Source organism: Kovacikia sp. CALU 1929, assembly GCF_056784235.1.
Window position 1 is genome coordinate 80,162 of sequence record NZ_JBXBCF010000069.1, and the last position, 21,712, is coordinate 101,873.

General features: G+C 50.3%; 16 protein-coding genes. 13 read left to right on the forward strand and 3 right to left on the reverse strand.

The window, feature by feature from the left end; genetic code table 11:
- The first annotated feature begins 589 nt into the window (after nt 1-589).
- From AC1S52_RS15845 to AC1S52_RS15895, 11 genes are all read left to right on the forward strand, one after another.
- Nucleotides 590-1,630 (forward strand): glycosyltransferase family 2 protein, encoded by a 1,041-nt coding sequence (locus AC1S52_RS15845; RefSeq protein WP_482029996.1) that lies wholly within the window; start codon nt 590-592, stop codon nt 1,628-1,630.
- A 35-nt stretch (nt 1,631-1,665) separates the two neighbouring features.
- Nucleotides 1,666-3,141 carry an NAD(P)/FAD-dependent oxidoreductase gene (locus tag AC1S52_RS15850; RefSeq protein ID WP_482029997.1) on the forward strand — a complete coding sequence of 492 codons (1,476 nt, stop codon included), beginning with the start codon at nt 1,666-1,668 and terminating at the stop codon, nt 3,139-3,141.
- A 5-nt stretch (nt 3,142-3,146) separates the two neighbouring features.
- Nucleotides 3,147-4,100 (forward strand): glycosyltransferase family 2 protein, encoded by a 954-nt coding sequence (locus AC1S52_RS15855; RefSeq protein ID WP_482029998.1) that lies wholly within the window; start codon nt 3,147-3,149, stop codon nt 4,098-4,100.
- 118 nt (nt 4,101-4,218) lie between these two features.
- Nucleotides 4,219-5,505, forward strand: a complete 1,287-nt coding sequence (locus tag AC1S52_RS15860; RefSeq protein ID WP_482029999.1) for a glycosyltransferase — start codon at nt 4,219-4,221, stop codon at nt 5,503-5,505.
- A 16-nt stretch (nt 5,506-5,521) separates the two neighbouring features.
- The gene (locus AC1S52_RS15865) at nt 5,522-6,580 is read left to right on the forward strand and encodes a glycosyltransferase family 2 protein (protein ID WP_482030000.1); all 1,059 of its coding nucleotides are present in this window, start codon (nt 5,522-5,524) and stop codon (nt 6,578-6,580) included.
- Between the two features lie 139 nt (nt 6,581-6,719).
- A complete protein-coding gene (locus AC1S52_RS15870; protein ID WP_482030001.1) occupies nt 6,720-7,565 on the forward strand; it encodes an ABC transporter permease in 846 nt (281 codons plus the stop codon).
- Nucleotides 7,565-8,845, forward strand: coding sequence for an ABC transporter ATP-binding protein (locus tag AC1S52_RS15875; protein WP_482030002.1), 1,281 nt, complete (start codon nt 7,565-7,567; stop codon nt 8,843-8,845). Before AC1S52_RS15870 ends, AC1S52_RS15875 begins: the two co-directional genes overlap by 1 nt.
- A 20-nt stretch (nt 8,846-8,865) precedes the next feature.
- Complete coding sequence (locus AC1S52_RS15880; RefSeq protein ID WP_482030003.1) at nt 8,866-9,774, forward strand: glycosyltransferase family 2 protein; 909 nt, start codon at nt 8,866-8,868, stop codon at nt 9,772-9,774.
- 50 nt (nt 9,775-9,824) lie between these two features.
- On the forward strand, nt 9,825-10,826 hold the full coding sequence (locus tag AC1S52_RS15885; protein WP_482030004.1) for a glycosyltransferase family 2 protein: 1,002 nt from the start codon (nt 9,825-9,827) through the stop codon (nt 10,824-10,826).
- An 11-nt stretch (nt 10,827-10,837) separates the two neighbouring features.
- Complete coding sequence (locus AC1S52_RS15890) at nt 10,838-11,761, forward strand: glycosyltransferase family 2 protein (RefSeq protein WP_482030005.1); 924 nt, start codon at nt 10,838-10,840, stop codon at nt 11,759-11,761.
- Between the two features lie 19 nt (nt 11,762-11,780).
- Nucleotides 11,781-13,565: a DUF8201 family protein gene (locus AC1S52_RS15895; protein WP_482030006.1), complete on the forward strand. Its 1,785-nt coding sequence runs from the start codon at nt 11,781-11,783 to the stop codon at nt 13,563-13,565.
- A 106-nt stretch (nt 13,566-13,671) separates the two neighbouring features.
- Here the strand turns inward: AC1S52_RS15895 and AC1S52_RS15900 are convergent, their stop codons facing one another.
- From AC1S52_RS15900 to AC1S52_RS15910, 3 genes are all read right to left on the reverse strand, one after another.
- On the reverse strand, nt 13,672-13,845 hold the full coding sequence (locus AC1S52_RS15900) for a hypothetical protein (RefSeq protein ID WP_482030007.1): 174 nt from the start codon (nt 13,843-13,845) through the stop codon (nt 13,672-13,674).
- 290 nt (nt 13,846-14,135) lie between these two features.
- Nucleotides 14,136-15,326, reverse strand: coding sequence for an aminotransferase class V-fold PLP-dependent enzyme (locus AC1S52_RS15905; RefSeq protein WP_482030008.1), 1,191 nt, complete (start codon nt 15,324-15,326; stop codon nt 14,136-14,138).
- A gap of 127 nt (nt 15,327-15,453) precedes the next feature.
- Nucleotides 15,454-16,035, reverse strand: a complete 582-nt coding sequence (locus tag AC1S52_RS15910; protein ID WP_482030009.1) for a helix-turn-helix transcriptional regulator — start codon at nt 16,033-16,035, stop codon at nt 15,454-15,456.
- A 576-nt stretch (nt 16,036-16,611) separates the two neighbouring features.
- Between AC1S52_RS15910 and AC1S52_RS15915 the strand changes: the two genes are divergently transcribed.
- Together AC1S52_RS15915 and AC1S52_RS15920 are read left to right on the forward strand one after the other, a co-directional pair.
- Nucleotides 16,612-20,400: a WD40 domain-containing protein gene (locus AC1S52_RS15915; RefSeq protein ID WP_482030010.1), complete on the forward strand. Its 3,789-nt coding sequence runs from the start codon at nt 16,612-16,614 to the stop codon at nt 20,398-20,400.
- Between the two features lie 243 nt (nt 20,401-20,643).
- On the forward strand, nt 20,644-21,711 hold the full coding sequence (locus AC1S52_RS15920; RefSeq protein ID WP_482030011.1) for an LOG family protein: 1,068 nt from the start codon (nt 20,644-20,646) through the stop codon (nt 21,709-21,711).
- Nucleotide 21,712: the final 1 nt, after the last annotated feature.

Below are 21,712 nucleotides of genomic sequence, written 5' to 3' on the forward strand. Positions count from 1 at the left end.
TGACATAGAAACTACTATATCTATCTGGAGATAGAGGAATAGGTTTGAGAAAATCGCCTGAAAATTTGATGGAATTTAAAGGGGATAGAGGTGTTTTGATGGGTAACTTTAAATAAATTTCATATTTCTTTATCCGACCTTCAAGTTAAATAAAGCGATGATGAAGACTGGATAATTTTGTCGAAAAATTACGGATTGGTGATTAAGGTTTTTCTCTAGTAGTTATCAGCAATGTTACTCAGCTAATTTTGGTAGACAGTAAACGCAAGAGTTTTTCCAATACAGTTTCGGTTTCTGATTTTGAGCACAAGTGAGTTTGCATTCCAGCCTGAGGTCTAAAGCCAAAAGATGAAAATCAGGTTCACTCATCTAATACCAACCCTCTATGAAACTGTCCATAACAGGGCGCTTATGACCGTTACTCAGCAAGAGTTCATCTGCTCAGACTCAGATCAAATTGACATAGATTTTTGCGAGTCAACCTGATGGGTGTTAGGTAGGCAACCGATGTTAAGCCTTTTCAGACCAAGGGTTGGGATGCTTGTTTTACTTACGTTTTCAGGGGCACCGAGGAGTGAATGGTTCTGTCATGACTGATGGAGTTTTAGAAATTCAGCCTAATCCCAAGTTATCTGTGTCGGTTGTGATTCCGGTACATAACGGTGGCGAAAGTTTTCAAAAATGCCTGTTGAGTTTGCGGCATCTCCTCTCAATTGTTGAGATAGTCGTGGTTGCGGATGGGGATAGCGATGGTTCCTGGCGGTTTGCCCATGACCTTGGGGTGACCGTGCTGAAAAATGAGGTTGCCAGGGGACCCGCCCACGCCAGAAATTTAGGTGCAAAAAATGCCAGGGGCGATATTTTGTTTTTTGTGGATGCGGATGTCACCGTTGCCCCTGATGCAATCAGCCAGTTGATTTCTCTGTTTGAAAATGACCCGGAACTGGTGGCTGTAATTGGTTCCTACGATGATTCGCCCGGAGCGGAAAACTTTCTTTCTCAATACAAGAATTTATTTCATCACTACACTCACCAGATGGCGCAGGAAGAAGCGTCTACCTTTTGGGGAGCCTGTGGGGCAATTCGGCGAGACATTTTCTTGAAGCTGGATGGTTTTGATGAAACCTATACAAAGCCATCTGTGGAAGATATTGAGCTGGGCTACCGTTTGCGAAAGGCAGGGTACAAAATTCGCCTGTGTAAGACGTTGCAGGTGAAACATCTGAAGCGGTGGCAGGTGGGTTCCCTGCTGAGGGCTGAGTTCTTCTACCGGGCACTGCCCTGGACAGAGTTGATTTTGCGCGATCGCCAATTCATCAACGACCTTAACTTAAAAACTTCCAGTCGGGTCAGTGTGGTGCTGATCTATGGGTTGCTGGCGGTGCTGGCGATCGGGGTTTGGTGGTCTGCCAGTCTTTACGTTGCAGTCGGGTTGGCGTTGGCGTTGCTCATCCTCAACTGGCCGGTGTACCGCTTTTTTGCCCACAAACGTGGAGTATGGTTTGCCCTGCGGGTTGTTTTCTGGCACTGGTTGTATTTCTTTTACAGTGGGCTGGCTTTTGCAGTGGGGACCTTTCGCTATCACCTTCAATCTCACAAACCCAGTCAAGCTAATCTTTCTCAAGTTTGATCATTCCTGGTGTTATTTACCTGTGGAGTTACGTCATGAAGCGTTATCCGGTTGTAATTATGGGTGCGGGTCCTGCTGGACTTACGGCTGCTTATAAACTTGCACAGCAAGGCATCCAGTCAATCGTGCTAGAAAAATCTGACAAGGTAGGGGGAATTTCACGCACCGAAACTTATAAAGGATATCGCTTTGATATTGGTGGGCATCGATTTTTCACCAAGATTGATGAAGTTCAAAAGGTATGGAAGGAAATTCTGGGAGACCACTTCATTAAGGTGCCGCGTCTATCGCGCATCTATTACCAGAACAAATTTTATAACTATCCCCTGTCATTATTTAACACCCTGCTAAACCTGGGAGTGATTCAGAGTCTTCTGATCCTACTGAGTTATTTGAAAGCAAAACTGAGAGCAAGATTGTTTCCTGGTCGGCATCTAGAGACTTTTGAAGAGTGGGTCACCGATCGCTTCGGCGCACGTCTTTACCGGATTTTCTTTAAAACCTATACCGAAAAGGTGTGGGGAATTCCCTGTAATAAAATTCAGGCTGACTGGGCAGCCCAACGAATTCAGGGAATGTCACTGAAGCGAGCGGTGATCAATGCGGTGTTTGGTAGCCAGAATGCCAAAAGCCTGATTAAGGAATTTGATTACCCTATCCTGGGTCCCGGAATGATGTGGGAACGCTGCCAGGAAATTGTGGAGGAAAAAGGTTCTCCGGTACAACTGGAAACGGATGTGATTCGGATTGAGCGGGAAGGAACCCGGATCAAGAATATTCTGGTACGCCAGGGCGATCGCCTGGTGCGAATTGCGGGGGATGATTTTATCTCGACCATGCCTGTGACGTTGCTATTGCGGCGGCTTGACCCGTTACCACCTGAGTATGTGGTGGAAGCTGCTCAAAAGCTAAAGTACCGGGATTTTTTAATTGTGTCGTTGGTGGTCAACCGCGAGCATTTGTTTCCTGACAATTGGATCTATATCCATAGTCCAGAGTTTAAAGTGGGACGGATTCAGAACTTTAAGAACTGGAGTCCGGCAATGGTGCCTGACCTGAGCAAGACCTGTTTGGGTATGGAGTACTTTTGCAGTGAGGGGGATACGCTTTGGGAAATGTCTGAAAAGGAGTTAATTGCACTCGCAAGTCGGGAGGCGATCGCCCTCGGTCTGGGGGTTGAGCAGGGCGACGTGGAAGACGGGGTGGTGATTCGGCAACCCAAGGCATACCCGGTTTATGACGGGGAGTATCGCCAGCATTTACAGGTGCTTCAGGACTATCTGGAAACGTTTGAGAATTTGCAAACGGTGGGTCGTAACGGGATGCACCGCTATAACAATCAGGATCATTCGATGCTGACAGGCATGTTGGCGGTGAGAAACATTTTGGGTGAAAACCATGATCTCTGGAATGTGAATACGGAACGGTCTTACCACGAAGAGTTCACTAAAGAGGAATGGAAGCAGCCGTATAAAAGTAGTGAGAACGAGCGTTTAGTTCCAGTGGTGTAGCCGTTATGATTAGCACTCAGGATCAACCGCAAATTTGTGAGCAATCGATGCCGTCGTTAGAACCTCTGGTATCGGTGATCATTCCAGTTTTCAATGATGCCAAACGGTTAAGGCGTTGTTTGGCAGCGCTGGATCAACAGACGTACTGTGGCGATCGCTATGAGGTGATTGTGGTCGATAATGGTTCGGATGAAGATGTTGCGGGTGTGGTGGATGGTTTTGATTGTGCGATCGCCACTTGTGAATCGACTCCCGGCTCCTATGCAGCGCGTAATCGTGGAATTGCGCTTGCTCGTGGGGAAATTATTGCCTTCACCGATGCAGATTGTATTCCAGCAAATGATTGGATTGAAAAAGGAGTGAGTCATCTAGTACATAATCCGGATTGCGGATTGATAGCTGGCAGGATTGAGATATTCTTTGAAGAACTAAATCAGGCGACTTCAGTTTCGCTTTATGAGAAAGTGACCGCATTTCCTCAAGAGCAACTCTTGAATAAGTTCAACGCAGGTGCCACTGCGAATGTGTTTACATTCAAAACTGTGATGGATCAGGTGGGTTGGTTTAATTCAAATCTCAAGTCTAGAGGAGATCTGGAATGGGGCAAGCGGGTATATGCCTCTGGTTATCAGCAGGTGTATGCAGATGATGTGCAGGTGTTACATCCGGCGCGATCGTCCTATCGGGATCTCTATAAACGAACAACACGGTTGGTTGGGGGGATTTATGATTTGCAGATGGGCGATCGCTCATTCCTCCAACGGAATCTGCTCTTTTTCATAGAACTGGCTAAACAGCTTGTGCCACCGCTGATGTTTTTTTGGAATACGCTATTTGATCCACGCCTGCCAGGGCTGGATCAAAAGTTGAAGGTGTCCTGGGTAATGGTGTTGGTTCGCTATATCAGTGCGTGGGAAATGATTCGTTTGAAGTTGGGAGGGGTATCGGCAAGAGGATAGGAAAAGCCAAACCTTTTTTCATGGGATGTATACACCTTCGTTTCGCTTTTTTGAAGTCCAGTCTTGATTGACCAGTCTTGATTGCAGGGTGTTAAGGCTTATGGAATCAACCAGTTCTATGAGAGTTGCGTTTGTTGTGTGGCAGTTTCCGGTATTGTCGGAGACGTTTGTGATTAATCAGATTACCGGCTTAATCGATCGCGGTTATCAGGTGGATGTTTATGCTCATCTTCCTGGGGATTTATCGAAAATGCATCCGGATGTGGAGCAGTATCGATTGTGCGATCGCGCCTACTATGTGCCGCAAATTCCCGAAAATATCATCTGGCGATTGCTGAAGGGAATGGGGCTGCTGGTTCGCAATGGGTTGAAGCGTCCTGGATTGGTGGCGCGATCGCTGAATGTGTTTAAATATGGTCTGCGGGCAGCTTCGCTCTGGATGGTGTATGCGATTACGCCGCTATTGGACAAGGAACCCTATGACATCATTCACGCTCAGTTTGGTACGGATGGATTAACTGCCCTATTCCTGCGAGATGTGGGGGCGTTGCAGGGCAAATTAATTACGGTGTTTCGTGGCTATGACATCAGTACCTATGTGCAGGAGCAGGGTGAACAGGTCTATGGGCAACTGTTTCGCCAGGGAGATTTCTTTTTAACAAACTGTGAGTTTTTCCGGCGACGGGCAGTTCAGTTGGGTTGCGATCCTGCCAAAATTACCGTACATGGATCAGGCATTGATTGCAGTCGGTTTGTCTTTAAGCCGCGCTACCCCGACCCAGACGGCACCATCAGAATTACTACAACAGGTCGTTTGGTTGAAAAGAAGGGAATTGAATACAGCATTCGGGCGATCGCAAAATTGCTGTCTATCTACCCCAATCTGGAATACACCATTGTTGGGGAAGGTCCCCTCCGAGGGCATCTGCAAGGGCTGATCTGGGAGCTAGGGGTAGAGGCTCAGGTGAGGCTGGTGGGGCAAAAGCAACAGCAGGAGTTGATTGAGATTTTAGAGCGATCGCATATTTTTGTCGCTCCCAGTGTGACGGCTCAGGATGGGAATCAGGATGCACCTGTGAATGTCCTGAAGGAGGCAATGGCAATGGGTTTGCCCGTGGTCAGTACTTATCATGGCGGCATTCCAGAACTGGTACAGGATGGTATTTCTGGGTTTCTGGTGCCAGAACGGGATGTGGATGCTCTGGCAGCAAAAATCGGCGAATTAATGGCTCATCCAGAATATTGGGAACCAATGGGCACATCCGGTCGCGCTTATGTAGAAACTCACTTTAGCATTCATCAATTAAACGATCGCCTAGTCAACATTTATCAACATCTGAGCCATACCGATTCCAATCTATTAATCCAATCAATTTCTCAGCTAAATCTTGAGTCTGTTAGTTAATCCATTCAAGAAACCAATGGACATGACCTCTGCCACTGAACCCTTAGTCACCATCGTGGTTGTTCCCCGCGAACGGTTTAGCTGCACCCAGCGATCGCTAGAAAGTATTTACGCCCATGCCACCCTGCCCTTCAATCTGGTCTATGTGGATGGCAATTCACCGGCTCAGGTGCAGCATTACCTGCAAGAACAGTCTCAGGACAAAGGGTTTCAACTGATTCGGACTGATTGTTATCTTTATCCCAACCAGGCAAGAAACTTAGGGCTGGCACAGGTCAAAACTCGGTATGTGGTCTTTATCGATAATGATGTTATTGTTTCACCCGGGTGGTTAGAGGCACTGGTGCAATGTGCTGAAGAAACCAATGCGGCGGTGGTAGGACCCTTGATGTGTCAGCATGAACCGCTCCATGCAGAAGTTCACTTTGCTGGAGGCGAGTCTCATGTTTGGGTTGACCGCACTGGCAGACACCGCCTGCGGGAAAAGATGTATCAGCAGGGACATGCCGTTGATCAACTGCGCCCTCAGTTACAGCGTCAAGAAACTGAATTAGCAGAATTTCATTGCGTCCTGGTGCGAACACAGGTGTGCGATCGCCTGGGTTCCCTGGATGAACAAATCCTCAATACCAAAGAGCATTTAGACTTCTGCATGGGTGTTCGTGGAGCAGGCGGCACCGTTTACTTTGAACCTGCCTGCTTAGTCACCTACGTTCCTGGACCACCTTTGGAATGGACCGATCTGCACTACTACATGCTGCGCTGGAGCGATGCCTGGACTCTTGCCAGCCTGCACCGTCTGCGCGACAAATGGAATCTCTCAGAAGATGGCTACTTCCAAACTAAGTACAAACGTCTGGGCTGGCGACGCTACGGCACCATCCTGGAACCCCTCGTCCGCAAACTTACCTTCGGCATTGGCAGCCCCCTCCTGACCCGCGCCCTTGCCAGACTCGAACACCCCTTCAACCACTACCTCACCCACCGCCACACCAAAACCCAACAACGCTACTTCCATCCCCCTTCCCCCCCACCCCTGTTAAAAACCGTTCTGTCAGGTTCCAAACCCCCTTGACCTGGCAGAACGTTTCCTGGCTGTTAGCGGTTAGCGGTTGGCTCTCCCCCCTCTCCCCTTTCCCCCTCTCTCCCTCCCCTTCCCTACTAACAACCAACAACCAACAACTAATCAACTACCAACCTCTCCTCCCCCTCCCATGCCCCCCGAAATCATCTACACTCCCGATAGCTTACTAAGGCGTCCCCGCTTCCTATTCCAGTCCATGTGGCATGACCTGCTTGCCTCCCGCGAACTGGCGTGGCGGTTGATGGTACGTGATATCAGCGCCCAATATCGGCAAGCCATGCTAGGAGTCCTGTGGGCATTCCTGCCGCCAATTGGGATGGCGATCGGCTTTACCCTGGCAAAGAATGCCAATGTCTTTACCGTGGGCGAAACCGATATTCCCTATCCCGCCTATGTCATGTTCAGTACTGCTCTCTGGCAAACCTTTGTTGAGTCAGTCACAGGTCCAGTGCAGGCGATCGCCCTGGCAAAACCCATGCTGTCCAGGGTGAATTTTCCCAGGGAGGCGATCGTGCTGGCAAAGATAGGAGAGGTGGGGTTCAACTTTGCCATCAAGCTGGTGTTGATTGTGGCACTGTTTCTCTACTTTCGGGTGCCGGTTGGCTGGACGCTGATTCTGGCTCCGGTTGCCCTGATTCACCTGGTCATGCTGGGAACACTGGTGGGAGTCTTGCTGGCTCCGGTTGGGGTGCTGTATCAAGATGTTTCCAGGAGTTTGAGTATGCTCACAGGATTCTGGCTGTTTATTACACCAGTGGTTTACCCCGTCCCCAGGGAAGGATTGTTTGGGGCATTGGTGCAATTCAATCCAGTAACACCGCTGCTGGTGACGACGCGAGAACTGGCAACTACAGGTGTACTAACTGAAGTGCCGGGTTTCTGGTTAGTGAGCGGATTTACCTTGATTGGATTAATCCTGACCTGGATTGCGTTTCGAGTAGCAATGCCCTATGTGATTGAGCGGGTGAGTTCCTGATGGTGCTTCAAATTTCCCAGCCAACGATTCCCATTTCCCTGGAAACAGACGATACGGTGATTTCGGTAGAAGGGGTTTCTAAAAAGTTCTGCCGCAACTTAAAGCGATCGCTGTTCTACGGAGTCCAGGACATTGCCACAGACCTGACCGGCGGCAGACGCAAGAGTGGAGTACTGCGTCAAAGTGAATTTTGGGCACTGAAGGATATTCACTTTCAGCTTCGGCGGGGTGAGGCGCTCGGTTTAGTGGGTGCCAATGGAGCCGGTAAAAGTACGCTTCTGCGGATCATTAGTGGCTTAATTAAACCGGACACTGGACAGGTGCGGTTGCGAGGACGAATCGCCCCCTTGATCGCATTGGGAGCCGGTTTTAACCCCATCTTGACTGGACGCGAAAACATTTACGCCAATATGTCTATTCTGGGTCTTTCGACTCAACAAATTAAGGCACGCTTTGATGCTGTTGTTGATTTTGCCGAAATTGCAGAAGCGATTGATGCTCCAGTGCAGTCCTATAGTTCGGGTATGGCAGCCCGATTGGGATTTGCCTGTGCTGTTTATATTGATCCCGATATTTTGCTGATTGATGAAGTGCTGGCAGTGGGCGACATTAAATTCAAAATGAAATGCCACCAGCGGCTGGCTCAACTGCGGGAAAAAGGAACAGCGTTTATTTTGGTTTCCCACAATCCCTACCACGTTTTGAATGTCTGTGACACTTCAATTTACATCAAAAATGGCACGTTAATTGCCCAGGGTGACTCCCAGGAAGTGATTCGCCAATACGAAGCGGATTTGCGTCTGGATGGCACCGAAAAAGCATTGGGACGAATGGTTCTGCCCGAAAAGTCGATCGCCGAAAGTCGGGGATTGGATATCCGCTCTCTCTGCTTTAAAGATGAAGCCGGAAATCTGGTAGAAACGCTCAAAACTGGAGAGCCGGTCTACCTGTGTGTCGAATGTCAGGCGCATGATTTCGTTGACAACCTGAATGTCGGTCTATCCATCTCCTCGGCTTCGGCAGGTGGCGATCGCGTATTGACCATGACCTCCGCCAGTGACCACGAATGTCTGGAAGTCGCTCCCGGTCACTCCGAAATCCGGTTGCACCTGCCCTACTGTTGCATGCTGCCAGGGGTTTACAGCGCCAATGTTTATCTCAAACGAGGTGTCTTTACCTTCGATAAAGTGCAATCTTTCCGATTCCAGGTGGAATCCACGCGATCGACCAGTCGTTGCTTCTTCTACCAACCCCGCTCCTGGGACATCAAAAAGCTCTAAAACTTCTTCCTGACTTGATTATGAACCCGCTGATTAGCATCATCATTCCAACCTACCATCGCCCTCAACTGCTGCCACGGTCCGTAGACAGTGCGCTCAACCAAACGGTGGAGGCATCTGAAGTGGTGGTGGTTGATGACGGTTCACCGGAGCCAGTCCAGTTACCAGATCACCCCCGCCTGCGCCTGGTTCGCCTCCCCGAAAATCGGGGCACTGCCGCCGCCCGCAATGCCGGAGCCAGAGCCGCTCACGGACGCTGGATTACCTACTTGGATGACGATGACCAATTATTACCCCACATGGCAGAAGTTTCCCTGGCTGCCCTCGCCCAAACCACCCTGCCCCCACCCGTTGCCGTGCTATCTGGATTAGAAGTGATGGGTCTGAATGGGCAGGTGAAACAGACACGTATTCCCCCAACGCTACCAAAGGGAAAGCATTTCTTTTTGGAGGCGATCGAACCAGGGCACTCCTTTCTCTCCAAACAAACCCTGGTGGTGGAGCGTGAATTGCTGCTCAGTCTGGGTGGGTATGACGAATCGTTCCAATCCCGTGTGCATACCGAAATCTTTTTGCGCTTGAATCCCGTTTGCTCCATTCTCGGTTTGCCGACTGTGACCTATCAACAGTTGGTGCATGAAGGTCCGCGTATTTCTCGCGACCCCACTTTCCGTCAGGTCAGTTTTAATCAGCTTGTCCGCAAACATCAACCAATTTTCAATGCCCACCCCAAAATGTTTGCTGAATTTATCTACAACCATGCCCTTATATCCTACGAATTGGGTCAGCGTCAGGCAGCATTGTTAAACCTGTTACGGGCACTGCAAATCCACCCCCGTTATGTCCTCCGGCGCATCACCCTGCCTCTGCTAAAAAGCCTGCGCGAAGACTCATGGAGAATGCTCATAGAGCCATCTAAGAGCAGTTGAATTTTCACCATTAAACCAATTCGTTCAATCCATTCTCAGGAGATCTCCCAATGGAAACTTCACAGGTTAGTCAACCCCAGGTCACGATTGTTGTCGTTCCTCGCGAACGGTTTAGCTATACTCGTGAATCATTGGAAAGCATATACCAGTACACAGATATTCCATTCAATCTGGTCTATGTTGATGGGGGTTCTCCTGCACACATTCAGCAATATCTTGAACAACAATCTCAGGAAAAGAAGTTTCAACTAATCAGAGTTGATCGCTACCTCTCCCCCAATCAATCCAGAAACCTTGGTTTGCGCCAGGTTAGCACTCCCTATGTCGTCTTCATTGACAATGATGTGATAGTGACACCGGGCTGGTTACAGGGACTCATCCAATGTGCCGAAGAAACCGGAGCCGCTGTGGTGGGACCGCTGACCTGCATTGGGCAACCAATTCACGAAATGGTTCACAATCCTGGTGGAAAAACCTATATCAAGGAAGAGGCAGTCGAAAATACTGTCGTGCGCCGGTTCCACCACAAGAGCGATTTTGCCAATCGGCGTGTGGGAGAAGTGAGCGATCGCCTCCAGCAAACCCAGTGTGACTATGTGGAGTTCCACTGTATGCTGGCTCGGACTGCCATCTTTGAACGCACTGGACCGCTGGATGAAAACTTACTTAGCACCCGTGAACACCTCGATTTTTGTATGCTGGTGACTCGTGCCGGTGGCACCATTTATGCAGAACGTTCCGTCATCGTCACCTACGTTCCGGGTCCCCCCCTCCAGTGGTCTGACCTGCCCTTCTTCATGCTGCGCTGGAGCGATGCCTGGGATCTGGCCAGCCTCAAGCACTTCCGCAGCAAATGGGATTTAACCGATGATAAATACTTCCAAAAACGGTATGAGAAATTAGGCTTTCGGCGGCACAAGGCATACATCAAACCCCTCGTCAAAAGCCTGCTACTCGGTCGGCACAGCCATCGCCTGGAGAAGGTTTTCATTCACGGCGATCGCCTGCTAAACCGCTTCGTCAGCGATCGCTACAGCCGCATTGGAGAGTGAGGAACAAAGCCATGAAAACCCCATCCATTCTCTTCTCCATTATCATTCCCACCTATGCGCGCCCTGAACGATTGACGAACTGTTTACAGGCGCTTGATCGGCTGAACTATCCCCGCGATCGCTTTGAAGTAATTGTGGTGGATGACGGGAGTGAAACCTCAATGGAACCAGTTATTTCTCCTTTTTGTGCCAACTTGAATCTCAGATTTATCCGGCAGTCCAATAGTGGACCAGCGAAGGCGCGTAATGCGGGAGCCTTCCATGCCAGGGGAAAATATCTGGTTTTTACCGATGATGACTGTGCCCCAACACCTGGTTGGCTGAAGGCATTGGAAACCTGTTTTGCCAAAACGCCTGATAGTCTAGTTGGGGGCAAAACCCTGAATGCCCTACCAGATAACCTGTTTTCCACTGCCAGCCAGGTGTTAATTGATTATCTGTACGGCTATTACAACGCGAATTGGCATCAGTCTAAATTTTTTGCTTCCAATAACTTTGCCTTACCTGCCGATCGCTTTCAGGCAATGGGCGGTTTTGACACCTCGTTTCCGCTGGCGGCGGGGGAAGATCGGGAATTGTGCGATCGCTGGCTGCATCATGGTTATCGCATGGTTTATGCGCCCAAAGTGCAGATTCATCACTTTCACAAACTGTCGCTCAAATCCTTCTGGCGACAGCATTTTAACTATGGTCGGGGTGCGTTTTGTTTCCATCAAGTGCGATCGCGGCGCAATTGCGATCCGATGAAGGTGGAACCTCTGACCTTCTACTTTCAACTTCTCACCCATCCGTTTGGGGTTACGGCTCCCCCCTCGGCGTTGCTGCTGACCTGCCTGCTATTTCTGTCCCAGGTTGCCAACGTGTTTGGCTTCTTTTGGGAGAAACGACAGCACCCATCCGATCCGTTAAACTTGGGAGTTAACACACAGCCATAGACATCATTTAGGCGCTTCCATGCTCTATTTCATTGCGGTCTGGACCCTACTCCTAATCATTAGTGGCATTATTGGGCTGGGGTTGCTCAATGGTTTGAGGGCAGACCGCTTCAACCAGATTGGCGATCGCCTGATAATAGCAGAATGGTTAGGCGTGGTTACACTGACCATTGCCCTGTTTACCACTTCCCTGTTTCTGCCGCTGTCACCCCTGGTTGGAGCGATCGTGGCATTCATTCTGTGCCTGTGCGCGTTAGCATTTCGCGCCAGCCGCACAGAACTTGCCAATATTCTACGATCAGGAAACTCCCGCAAACTTCTGGCAGTATCCCATGCAGATGTTGGGTTTCCTGCCTCAACCCAACCTACCCAGGGAGACCTTCGCAAGCTCCTGGCAGGATTGCTGGCAGTGATGATTGTGGTAGCTACCTGGATGACTCAAGAAGTGACCTGGATCGACACAGGGCTTTATCACTATGGCAACATTCAGTGGCTTGCCCAGTACGGTAGTGTTCGTGGTATTGCCCTTATATTTGCAAACTATGGATTTACATCCTCCTGGTTTGCCTTAGCCGCTCCATTGAATCCAGAACTACTGAATGCACGAGCCACTGCAATGACCAATGGGTTTGCTTTGTTGCTTGTGGTCTGCCAATTCCTGCTTCACTCCAACCGGATACTGCAACAAGAGGGAACCATCAGCGATTGGTTTATGGTTATCTTCTTGCTCATGATTCCACCCATTGCGCGGCTGGATGGAGTCAATACTATTGTTATATCGCCCTCGCCGGATATACCAGTGCTACTCCTGGTAAGTGTGATTGCCTGGTGCTTTCTAACCATTTGCAACAGTAAAGCAATCAATGTTGAATATTCAGAACAGAAGTTTCTGAATATTCAGCTAATTCCTCTGTTCCTGGCGATCGGGGCGGTTACGATGAAGCTGACGGCAATTCCGCTCCTGTTTGTTGCCAGCCTGTTTTACAGTTACAGGAAAGGGTTTAAGCTCCATCGATTCGTGGTTGCCAGCGCGATCGCAATCCTGTTGCTGATCCCTGTGTTTGCCTATAATATTAAGACTTCCGGTTGTCCCCTCTACCCCTCTTCCGTTCTTTGTTTCGATTTGCCCTGGTCATTGCCATTAACAGTTGCCCAGAAAACCGCTGAAGCCACCCATGGATGGAATTCCTGGTTTGGTGAGCCACCAGCCGGAATGCCGCGCTGGTTGTGGGCATCCTGGCGGTGGTTAAACACATCCACCACCACCCGCTTTATGGCGTTCATGCTGATCGTCAATGGTTTTTGCCTGGTTTATCTGTTCAGGCGAAGAGCAACCGAAAGTGATGCAGGAAAATATTGGGTAATCGCGATCGCGATCACTGGCATCACATTTTTCCTGAAAACAGCCCCCTTTTTCCGGTTCTCCCTGTCCTATCTCATCCTGTTACCAGCCCTGTCGGTGGCACTGGTCTGTCATGATTGGGTTTCAGCTAAACTCCGTTGGAATCGCTACCCTGACCTGATCCAAAGGTTCAAGGTCAGGTGGGCGATCGCCGTTGCACTACCTGCCCTGCTGGTCGCGGTTACTTTGCATGGCAACTCCCTATCCCGACTTGTTTTGCCCCCACCCCTCAGGCGTGTTCCGGTAGTCCAGAGACAAGCCCCCAACTTTCTCTACTGGTCTCCAGAGCAGCCAGATGAACTGTGCTGGAGTACCCCAATTCCTTGCACAACCTTAGTCAATCCAGACGTGTTTCTAAAAGACCCAGAACGGGGAATCAGTGCGGGTTTTGTTCGCCAGTAGAAGGTGTCGGGTCAGGGAGGAAGGATGGTAGGGTAAATCTCTGCCCTTGTTCATGAGTTGCGATCGCTTACCGATCTAACTTCCAGGACTCCTGCCCCCTGCTGCTTCACTTTGCCAGAAACACACCCAGCATGTCTTTATCCAGGGGAATATTGATCGTAGAGCCAACGATGGGTGGTACTCCATCAGGCATGGGAGAAACCGCCGCGATCGTTCCCACACTCATGAAGACAACCAGAAGATTGAAAATTATCCGTCCGTTAAAAATTGGGGCATTCATTGTTCTGTCCAGTAAACTCACAGGTGTAACAAATCCATAGCAACCAGAAATTGCCCAAGCAAGGCAACAAAGATCTCCTCAGTTTCTTGTTAGACTTGCTCTCATTGCCCCAGTTATTTTGTCAGAAACCGGGGGCTACCTCAGGTTAGGAAATCAGGGCGTTGCTGATTCTGGGTACGAATTAGAGCTTGGATGAATTGAAACTTTGTTCCAATTCATCCTGCTATTCAGCAACGCCAAATCAGTGACGTGGTTGTTATAGAGTTAGACGGAAAATCAGGGCAAAAGGTTCAATAGAGAAAACTTTCCTGAATTGCTTCAACCAACTGGTCGATTTCAGACTCCAGGGTGAAATAGTGAACACAGGCGCGAACACAGTCAGGGTTCAGAATGGTCCGAACCATGATGTTCTGATTTTCTAAATATTGCACCCGTTGCTTGTGGGACTGACCCGGTAGCTGAAACGAGACCAGTCCCGCATCTGGAGGAAACTGCCGCAGGCAGGAAACATGGGGCAAATCCATCAGTTGCTCCCAGAGATAGCGGCTCAAGGTTTGAATCCGCTGGTACCGTTCCTGGGGGGTGCCCCACTGGGAATGGAGCGCGATCGCCGCCCGCAGTCCGGCAAACAGGGGAAAGGCGGAGGTTGCCACCTCATACCGCCGTGCATCCGGTTTCCATCCGGTTGGGTAACTTGCTCCATCGGTGGTAACACCACGCCATCCAATGAAGGTTGGATGAAGGTTGTCCCTGGCTTCTGGTCGAATATACAGTCCACCTAGCCCCTCTGGACCGCACCACCACTTGTGCCCGGTGAAAGCATAAAAATCTGCTTGCAATTCATCCAGGCAAAGGGGCATCGCGCCCACCGATTGCGCCGCATCAACCAAAACTCTGACCGGGTAATGGCTGGGATGGCGATGGCAAACGGACACAATCTCCGCTAAAGGCAAAACCTGTCCAGTGTTCCACAGGATATGGCTGAGGGCAACCAAACGGGTATTCGGTTGCAGATAACGGGCGATCGCCTCCACTGGATCACCTTGATTCAGTGTTTCCCCCAAGGGACAGGTTGAAACCTCAACCCCAAACCGACGCTGAATTTCCTGCACAGCCGCAATCACACTGTGATGTTCACAGTCCGTGATCAGCAAGTGGTCATCGGGTTGCCAATCAATTCCCCAGAGGGCAATGTTGCAACCCACCGAGACATTCTCTGTCAGAGTAATCGTTTCGGGTGAGGTTCCCAGTTCAGCCGCAATGTCCCGTCTGAGTGCCTCCATCTGCTCCACAACCCAGGCATAGGCTTTACCCGAAAACGGACCCAACTCCTGCACCTGCTGATAAGACTGAAGAATCGCCGCGATCGCGACCTCCGGCATCGGACCTTGTCCACCGTAATTGAAATACGCCTTATTTCGCAGTCCTGGAAATTGTTGCCGATAGCGATCGAGGGCATCTAGAGAGAGAGAAATAGTCATTGGAGGAGGGGGAATTGAGAGTGGAGAGTTGAGATTAAAAATTGAGAATCAACAGAGAGGAATAAAGAAAAGAGACTCAATGTTTCCAAATCTTAACTTTCAACTCTCAACTTTCAACTCTCCACTCTCAAGATGCCTGACTCGACTGCCACTCTTCCTCATCCAGCACAGACTGGCGCTTGAACTGGATATTTTTCAGGTGTTTCTTGACGGTGTCTTCTGCAATATACAACTCCGTTGCAATTTCCCGCCGCTTGCAACCTGCCCGACGCAGGAGCCAGACCTCGGTTTCACGCGGGGTCAGGTTCCATTTCTGTGCCTCCGCGATCGCCAATCCCTGAGATGCCTGATCCTGGTCTTGCAGCCGTAACAAAATACAGGGATGCTGAGCAGTTTGTAATTTGAGCCACTGTGCCCGGATGCGCAGGGTGGTTTTTCCAGTATCCACATCTGACTCAATCATCAGGGGGCGATCGCCATACAGATCTTTACTTTCAACCAGTGCCGTACAAACCTGCTGAAGCTCTTTGGGCAATGGGGTTATCTTCTCTTTGTCGAGTTGGGTACAGATCGAGTCAGCGGTTGCGTTAGCGTACATGACTTCTTGCCGATCAGTTAACACTAAAATGCCATCGACAAAGCCTTCTAAAACAGCTTGAAGAAAGGTTTCGGAACCTTCTAAAGGATGATTCACATCTGAAAGACTCATCATTCACTCCGGGGGCTTGGATGAATTGTTAAATTGGACAAATTAAATCAATCAGTTGGGGAACTCATGAACGCCCCACCTGAACTGAAAGCAAATAGGTTGAAATCGTCCTCACACTGATAATGCTTGCTTCCTAGCACTCCATTCTTGGTTGACTGTCTTACTGTTGTCTTTATCCAAACTTTAACGGTCAGATCTGGATTTGACAGTAAGAAAGTGTAATAGGTTCCTTGTAAGAAACTGTAGCTGTGTAGCTAGCTTACGGTGCAGTTTCACCTATTTACACAACTTTGTAAGCCTGTTGATTGGCAAAGAAACTCTCGTTATAGAAAAACTACCCCGACGGGTAATGGCAGAATCTGGTTCAATCAGACACAATAACGAGTCGAAGATGTGATGTTAAAGTGATTTGAACTTAGGGTGGTCGCAATGAAAGAAGCAATCAAAAGGATGTTTCTTATGCACTCATCTTTACGTTTATAGCAGTTGTTTTCAGTGTTTACCTCATCAAAACGGGTGAGCAAACTGACTACTACGTTCCGTTTAATTAAAGTAAGTTTCGGGTGTGCTTTGAAGATGACTCTTGAAGAAGCCCTGACGATTATTGATAACGTTTTACACCCTGTTCGGCTGAATGACACTCAAGAATTAGTCTTTCGGCAGGCATGGTCAGGAAAAACCTATTCTGAAATTGCAGAAGACTGGAATTTTGCAACTGAATATATTCGTGCGGTCGGTGCCCAGATCTGGCGGTTGTTATCCGATGCTTTTGCTGAACAGGTGACTCGACAAAACTTTAAGGCAGTGATTGGGCGGTGGGTGCGTCATCACTCCAAGCGCCCCGCTGCTCCTCCCCCAGATGTCAGGCACCGCGATTGGGGAGAGGCGGTTGATGTTTCAACTTTTTTTGGACGCACGGACGAACTATCTACGTTGTCCCAGTGGATTGTGGGCGATTCTTCTCCGGAGAGGCAGAACCAACGCTGCCGTTTGGTTGCCATTTTGGGAATGGGCGGCATTGGTAAAACCTCCCTATCTGTCAAGCTGGCACAGCAGGTGCAGGAAGAATTTGACTGGCTGATCTGGCGATCGCTGCGCAATGCTCCACCCCTGAGGGAGCTACTGACTAACCTGCTCCAATTTTTTGCCAATGGTGAAGGCGTTGAGATCGCAGAAAGTGTTGATGGCAAACTGTCTCAGTTAATGGAGTATCTGAAGCAGCGCCGCTGTTTGCTCATCCTCGACAACGCTGAAATGATTTTGCAAGATGGTCTATCTCATCCGGGAAACAGCCACCCCGCCGGACATTATCGGGAAGGCTACGAAGACTACGGTGAACTTTTGATGCTGGTAGGAGAGGTTGCCCACCAGAGTTGCCTGGTGTTGACCAGTCGAGAAGAACCGAAGGAAGTAGACATTCAAGCAGGGGAATACACCCCAGTCCGATCCTTTCCACTGCAAGGATTGACCAGCCAGGATGTGCAGGGATTGTTCAAAATCCGGGGTAGCTTCTCTGCATCAGCCACCGAATGGGAACACCTGATCGGGCACTACGCGGGTAATCCTCTGGCACTGAAGATGGTAGCTTCGGTGATTAAAGATCTGTTTAACAGTAAGGTTTCTTTATTTCTGGATGCCCTCAACCAGGGTGCCCTGGTCTTTGATGACATTCGGGATCTGCTGCATCGCCAGCTTGACCGTCTGTCTGATGCCGAAAAAGACGTGATGTACTGGTTGGCAATTAATCGGGAATTGGTGTCCCTGTCCGATCTGCGCGATGACATCCTTTCTCCCAGCCTCAAGCGCCAGTTGCCAGAAGTGCTCAAATCGCTGGGGCGACGGTTTGTGATTGAATGCAGTCCCCACGGGTTTACCCAACAACCCGTCGTGATGGAGTACCTGATTGAGCAGTTTGTGGAACAGGTCTGCCAGGAAATTTGCGCCGAGGACATTAACCTGTTAATGAGCCATGGATTCATCAAAGCACAGACCAAAAGCTACATCCGGGAAAGCCAGGTGCGGATTATTTTGCAGCGAATTGGCGATCGCCTCTACGAACAACTCCACACCCTCAAAAATGTCGAACGGAAGCTAAAGCAAATCCTCCAGAAACTACGGGCAGAGTTTGCCCACACGCCGGGATACGCAGCGGGTAATTTGCTTAACCTGATGCGTCACCTCAACATCGATCTGAGCGGCTATGACTTTTCTAATTTGGTGGTGTGGCAGGCAGATCTTCAAGGCGTGCCTCTGCATGGAGTTAACTTTGCCCATACAGACCTCACTAAATCAGTGTTTACAGAAACTCTGGGCAACATCTGGTCCGTCGATCTGAGCCGCGATGGCAGGTTCCTGGCGGCAACTGATATGAGTGATATCTACCTGTGGCAAATTGATCAGGGTAAAAAGTGGCTTAAGTTTCGGACTAAGACTAGCTGGGGTAGCTGTGTTGCCCTCAGCCCCGATGGTAGTCTCCTGGCTAGTAGCGGTGAAGATGCCTGCATTCGACTCTGGGATACGGAAACCGGACAATGCTTGCAAACCCTGGAGGAACATTGTGATTGGACACTGGCGGTTGTGTTTAGCCCGGATGGAACTTTACTGGCAAGCAGCAGCGCCGATGGTACGGTCAAGCTCTGGGAACCGGCTACCGGAAAATGCTTGCAAACTCTCATCGGGCATCAGAACTGGGTAGGCGGGCTTGCCTTTGTGCCTGTAATGCCACCAGAATTGCGGGCGGGCAAGTCGGGTTTGAGTCAGATACGGCTGGTCAGCGGCGGTGGGGATGATTGTTTGAAGATCTGGGATACCCATACGGGGGAATGCTTGCAAACCCTGAATGCCCAGAGCCGGGGAGTTTGGGCGATCGCGACCAGTCCCGATGGGCAAACTTTTGCTACGGGCGGAGCCGATGCCACGGTTAAGCTGTGGCGACTGTCCGATGGGGTCTGCTTTAACCAGCTAGAAGGGCACACCCGCTATGTCCGCTCCGTCGTTTATAGCCCCGATGGCTATCGGATTGCCAGTGGCAGCGAAGACCATACCATTCGCCTCTGGGACAGCCGTACTGGAGAATCCCTCAAGATCCTGCGAGGACATAAAAATCATGTTTGGGCGATCGCTTACTCCAACAATCACCTGCTTGCCAGCGGTAGCCTGGATCAGCAAATCAAGCTCTGGGATAGCCGTACCGGACGGTGTTTGACCACCCTGAAGGGTTACAGTGATGCGGTTCTAACGGTCACAATCCGCCCCTGTCAGCCAGGAGCCAATCAGGGACAACCAGAGATCCCAGTAACCCCCTCCGATGGAAAGCCCCAGACCCCTGGAGGTCACCATTCCAAGCAACAGCCAGAAATTTCTCAGATCACTCCGATCCTGGCAAGTGGCAGCGCAAACAATCTGATTCGACTCTGGAACATGGACTCTGGAGAATGCCTCAAAACCCTGCATGGGCATACCAACTGGGTCCTTGCTGTTGCCTTTGCTCCAGCCCCATTGCCGGGAAATACGCCAGCCTTGCTTGCCAGCAGTGGGTTTGACCAAACAATTCGGCTGTGGAATGTTCACACTGGTGATTGCCTGCATGTCCTGAAGGGACATACCCACTGGATCTGCTCAGTCCAGTTCAGCCCCGATGGCTCTACTCTTGCCAGCGGCAGTTTTGACTCTACCGTTCGGCTGTGGGATGTTGCCACCGGAGAATGCCGTAATATTCTTCGGGAAGGCAGGGGACGCATTTTTTCAACTGCCTTCAGCCCCAATGGGCAACTCCTTGCCAGTGCTGGGGATGACCCGGTGATTCAACTCTGGGAAGCCACATCAGGCAAAGGAATTCAGAGGTTGGAGGGACACACAGAGCGGATCTGGGATTTGACCTTTAGCCCAGATGGGGCTTGGCTTGCCAGCGCCAGTCGCGATCGCACCGTCCGCGTCTGGGATGTGCAAACGGGTGAGTGCCTGCATGTCCTGAATGGACACCATAGCCGTGTCCAGGCGGTTGCCTTCAGTCCAGACGGTACAGTGATCGCCAGTGGTGGAGAAGATTCAACCATTCGGCTCTGGGAAAGTCGGACTGGCAAATTACTCACTTCCCTGGAGGGGCATACCAGCCACATCTGGTCCCTCACCTTTAGCGCGATGAACCACCCTGGTTTTTCCCATGCCCCACAGCCCCAGCCGATTCTGATTAGCGGTAGCGAAGATGAAACCATTCGCCTCTGGGACATCTCCACCGGCGAATGCCTCAAGCTTTTGAGGGGACTGCGCCCTTACCAAGGAACCAATATTACCGCCGCGACAGGGCTAACCGAGGCACAAAAAACCAGCCTGAAGCTGATGGGGGCAGTGGATATGGAGCGGTAGCCATCCCCTTTTGCAGCCTTTGAGTGGTCAGTGGTTAGTGGTCATTGGTCATTGGTCATTGGTCATCAGTGGATATGGAGCGGTAGCCATCCCTTTTCATAGCGGTCAACGGCTTGACAGAGCCAGATCTGGTTTTTCGGTCTGCCAAAGGGCAGCATAAATTTCTCTCAACAGGGGCACGCTACGTAAACGAGAAAGCCTCGAATCTCGATACAATAGAATGCTGCCCGTTTGGAGGGATTCATGGCTACATCTCCACTGCCAAATGCATCTGAGTCGCTTCATGCCGATGTGCTTCGTCTGCTTGATCGCTTGCCCCATACAAAGCATGGGGAGTTAATTCAGTTAGCACTCGCCACCATCGTTCGCATGGCAGAGGATGATTTTGACCGGCTCGACTGGAAAATCTGCAATGCTTCCCTTCAGGATATGGAGCGGGCATTCCGCATTTTCTATCCCTATCGTCATATCCGCAAAATTTCGATTTTTGGTTCGGCACGCATTGCCCCTACCACGGTGGAATATCAGATGGCAGTCGAATTTGCCAAAGCCATTACTCAGCAGGGGTTTATGGTGATGACGGGGGCAGGTCCCGGCATTATGCAGGCTGGCAATGAGGGAGCCGGACGGGATAAATCGTTTGGGTTAAACATTCAGCTTCCGTTTGAGCAGGGTGCCAATTCCTTCATTGAGGGCGATCGCAAACTCATCCCATTCAAATACTTCTTTACCCGTAAGCTCTTTTTTCTGCGGGAAAGTGATGCTCTGGCACTCTTCCCTGGCGGCTTTGGCACCCAGGATGAGGCGTTTGAATGTCTGACCCTGAGCCAGACGGGTAAGTCGGCTCCCATGCCCCTAGTGTTGATTGACAGACCGGGGGGAGATTACTGGCACGACTGGAGCGCCTATATTAACAAGCAATTGTTGGAACGGCGATTGATCAGCCCGGAAGACCCTAGTTTATATACCATTACGGATCGGGTAGACGTGGCTTGTGAGGCGATCGCCAGCTTCTACCGGGTCTTCCACTCCTGCCGTTATGTCGGCACCCGACTGGTGCTTCGCCTCAATTCCGAGCTTTCGGATGAGAACGTAGAGTGGCTGAATGAGAACTTTAGCGACATCCTGATCAAAGGGCGGATTGAAAAGAGCGCTCCCCTGCCGCAAGAAGCGCAGGATGCCTCGGTAGGCGTTTCCCGCCTGGTGTTTCATTTCAACCAGCGCGACCTCGGACGGCTGTACCAACTGATTGCAGAGGTAAATCGGCTCGGTATCCCCCGCGAAGAGGCAAGGCACCCGGAGCGGAAGTGAG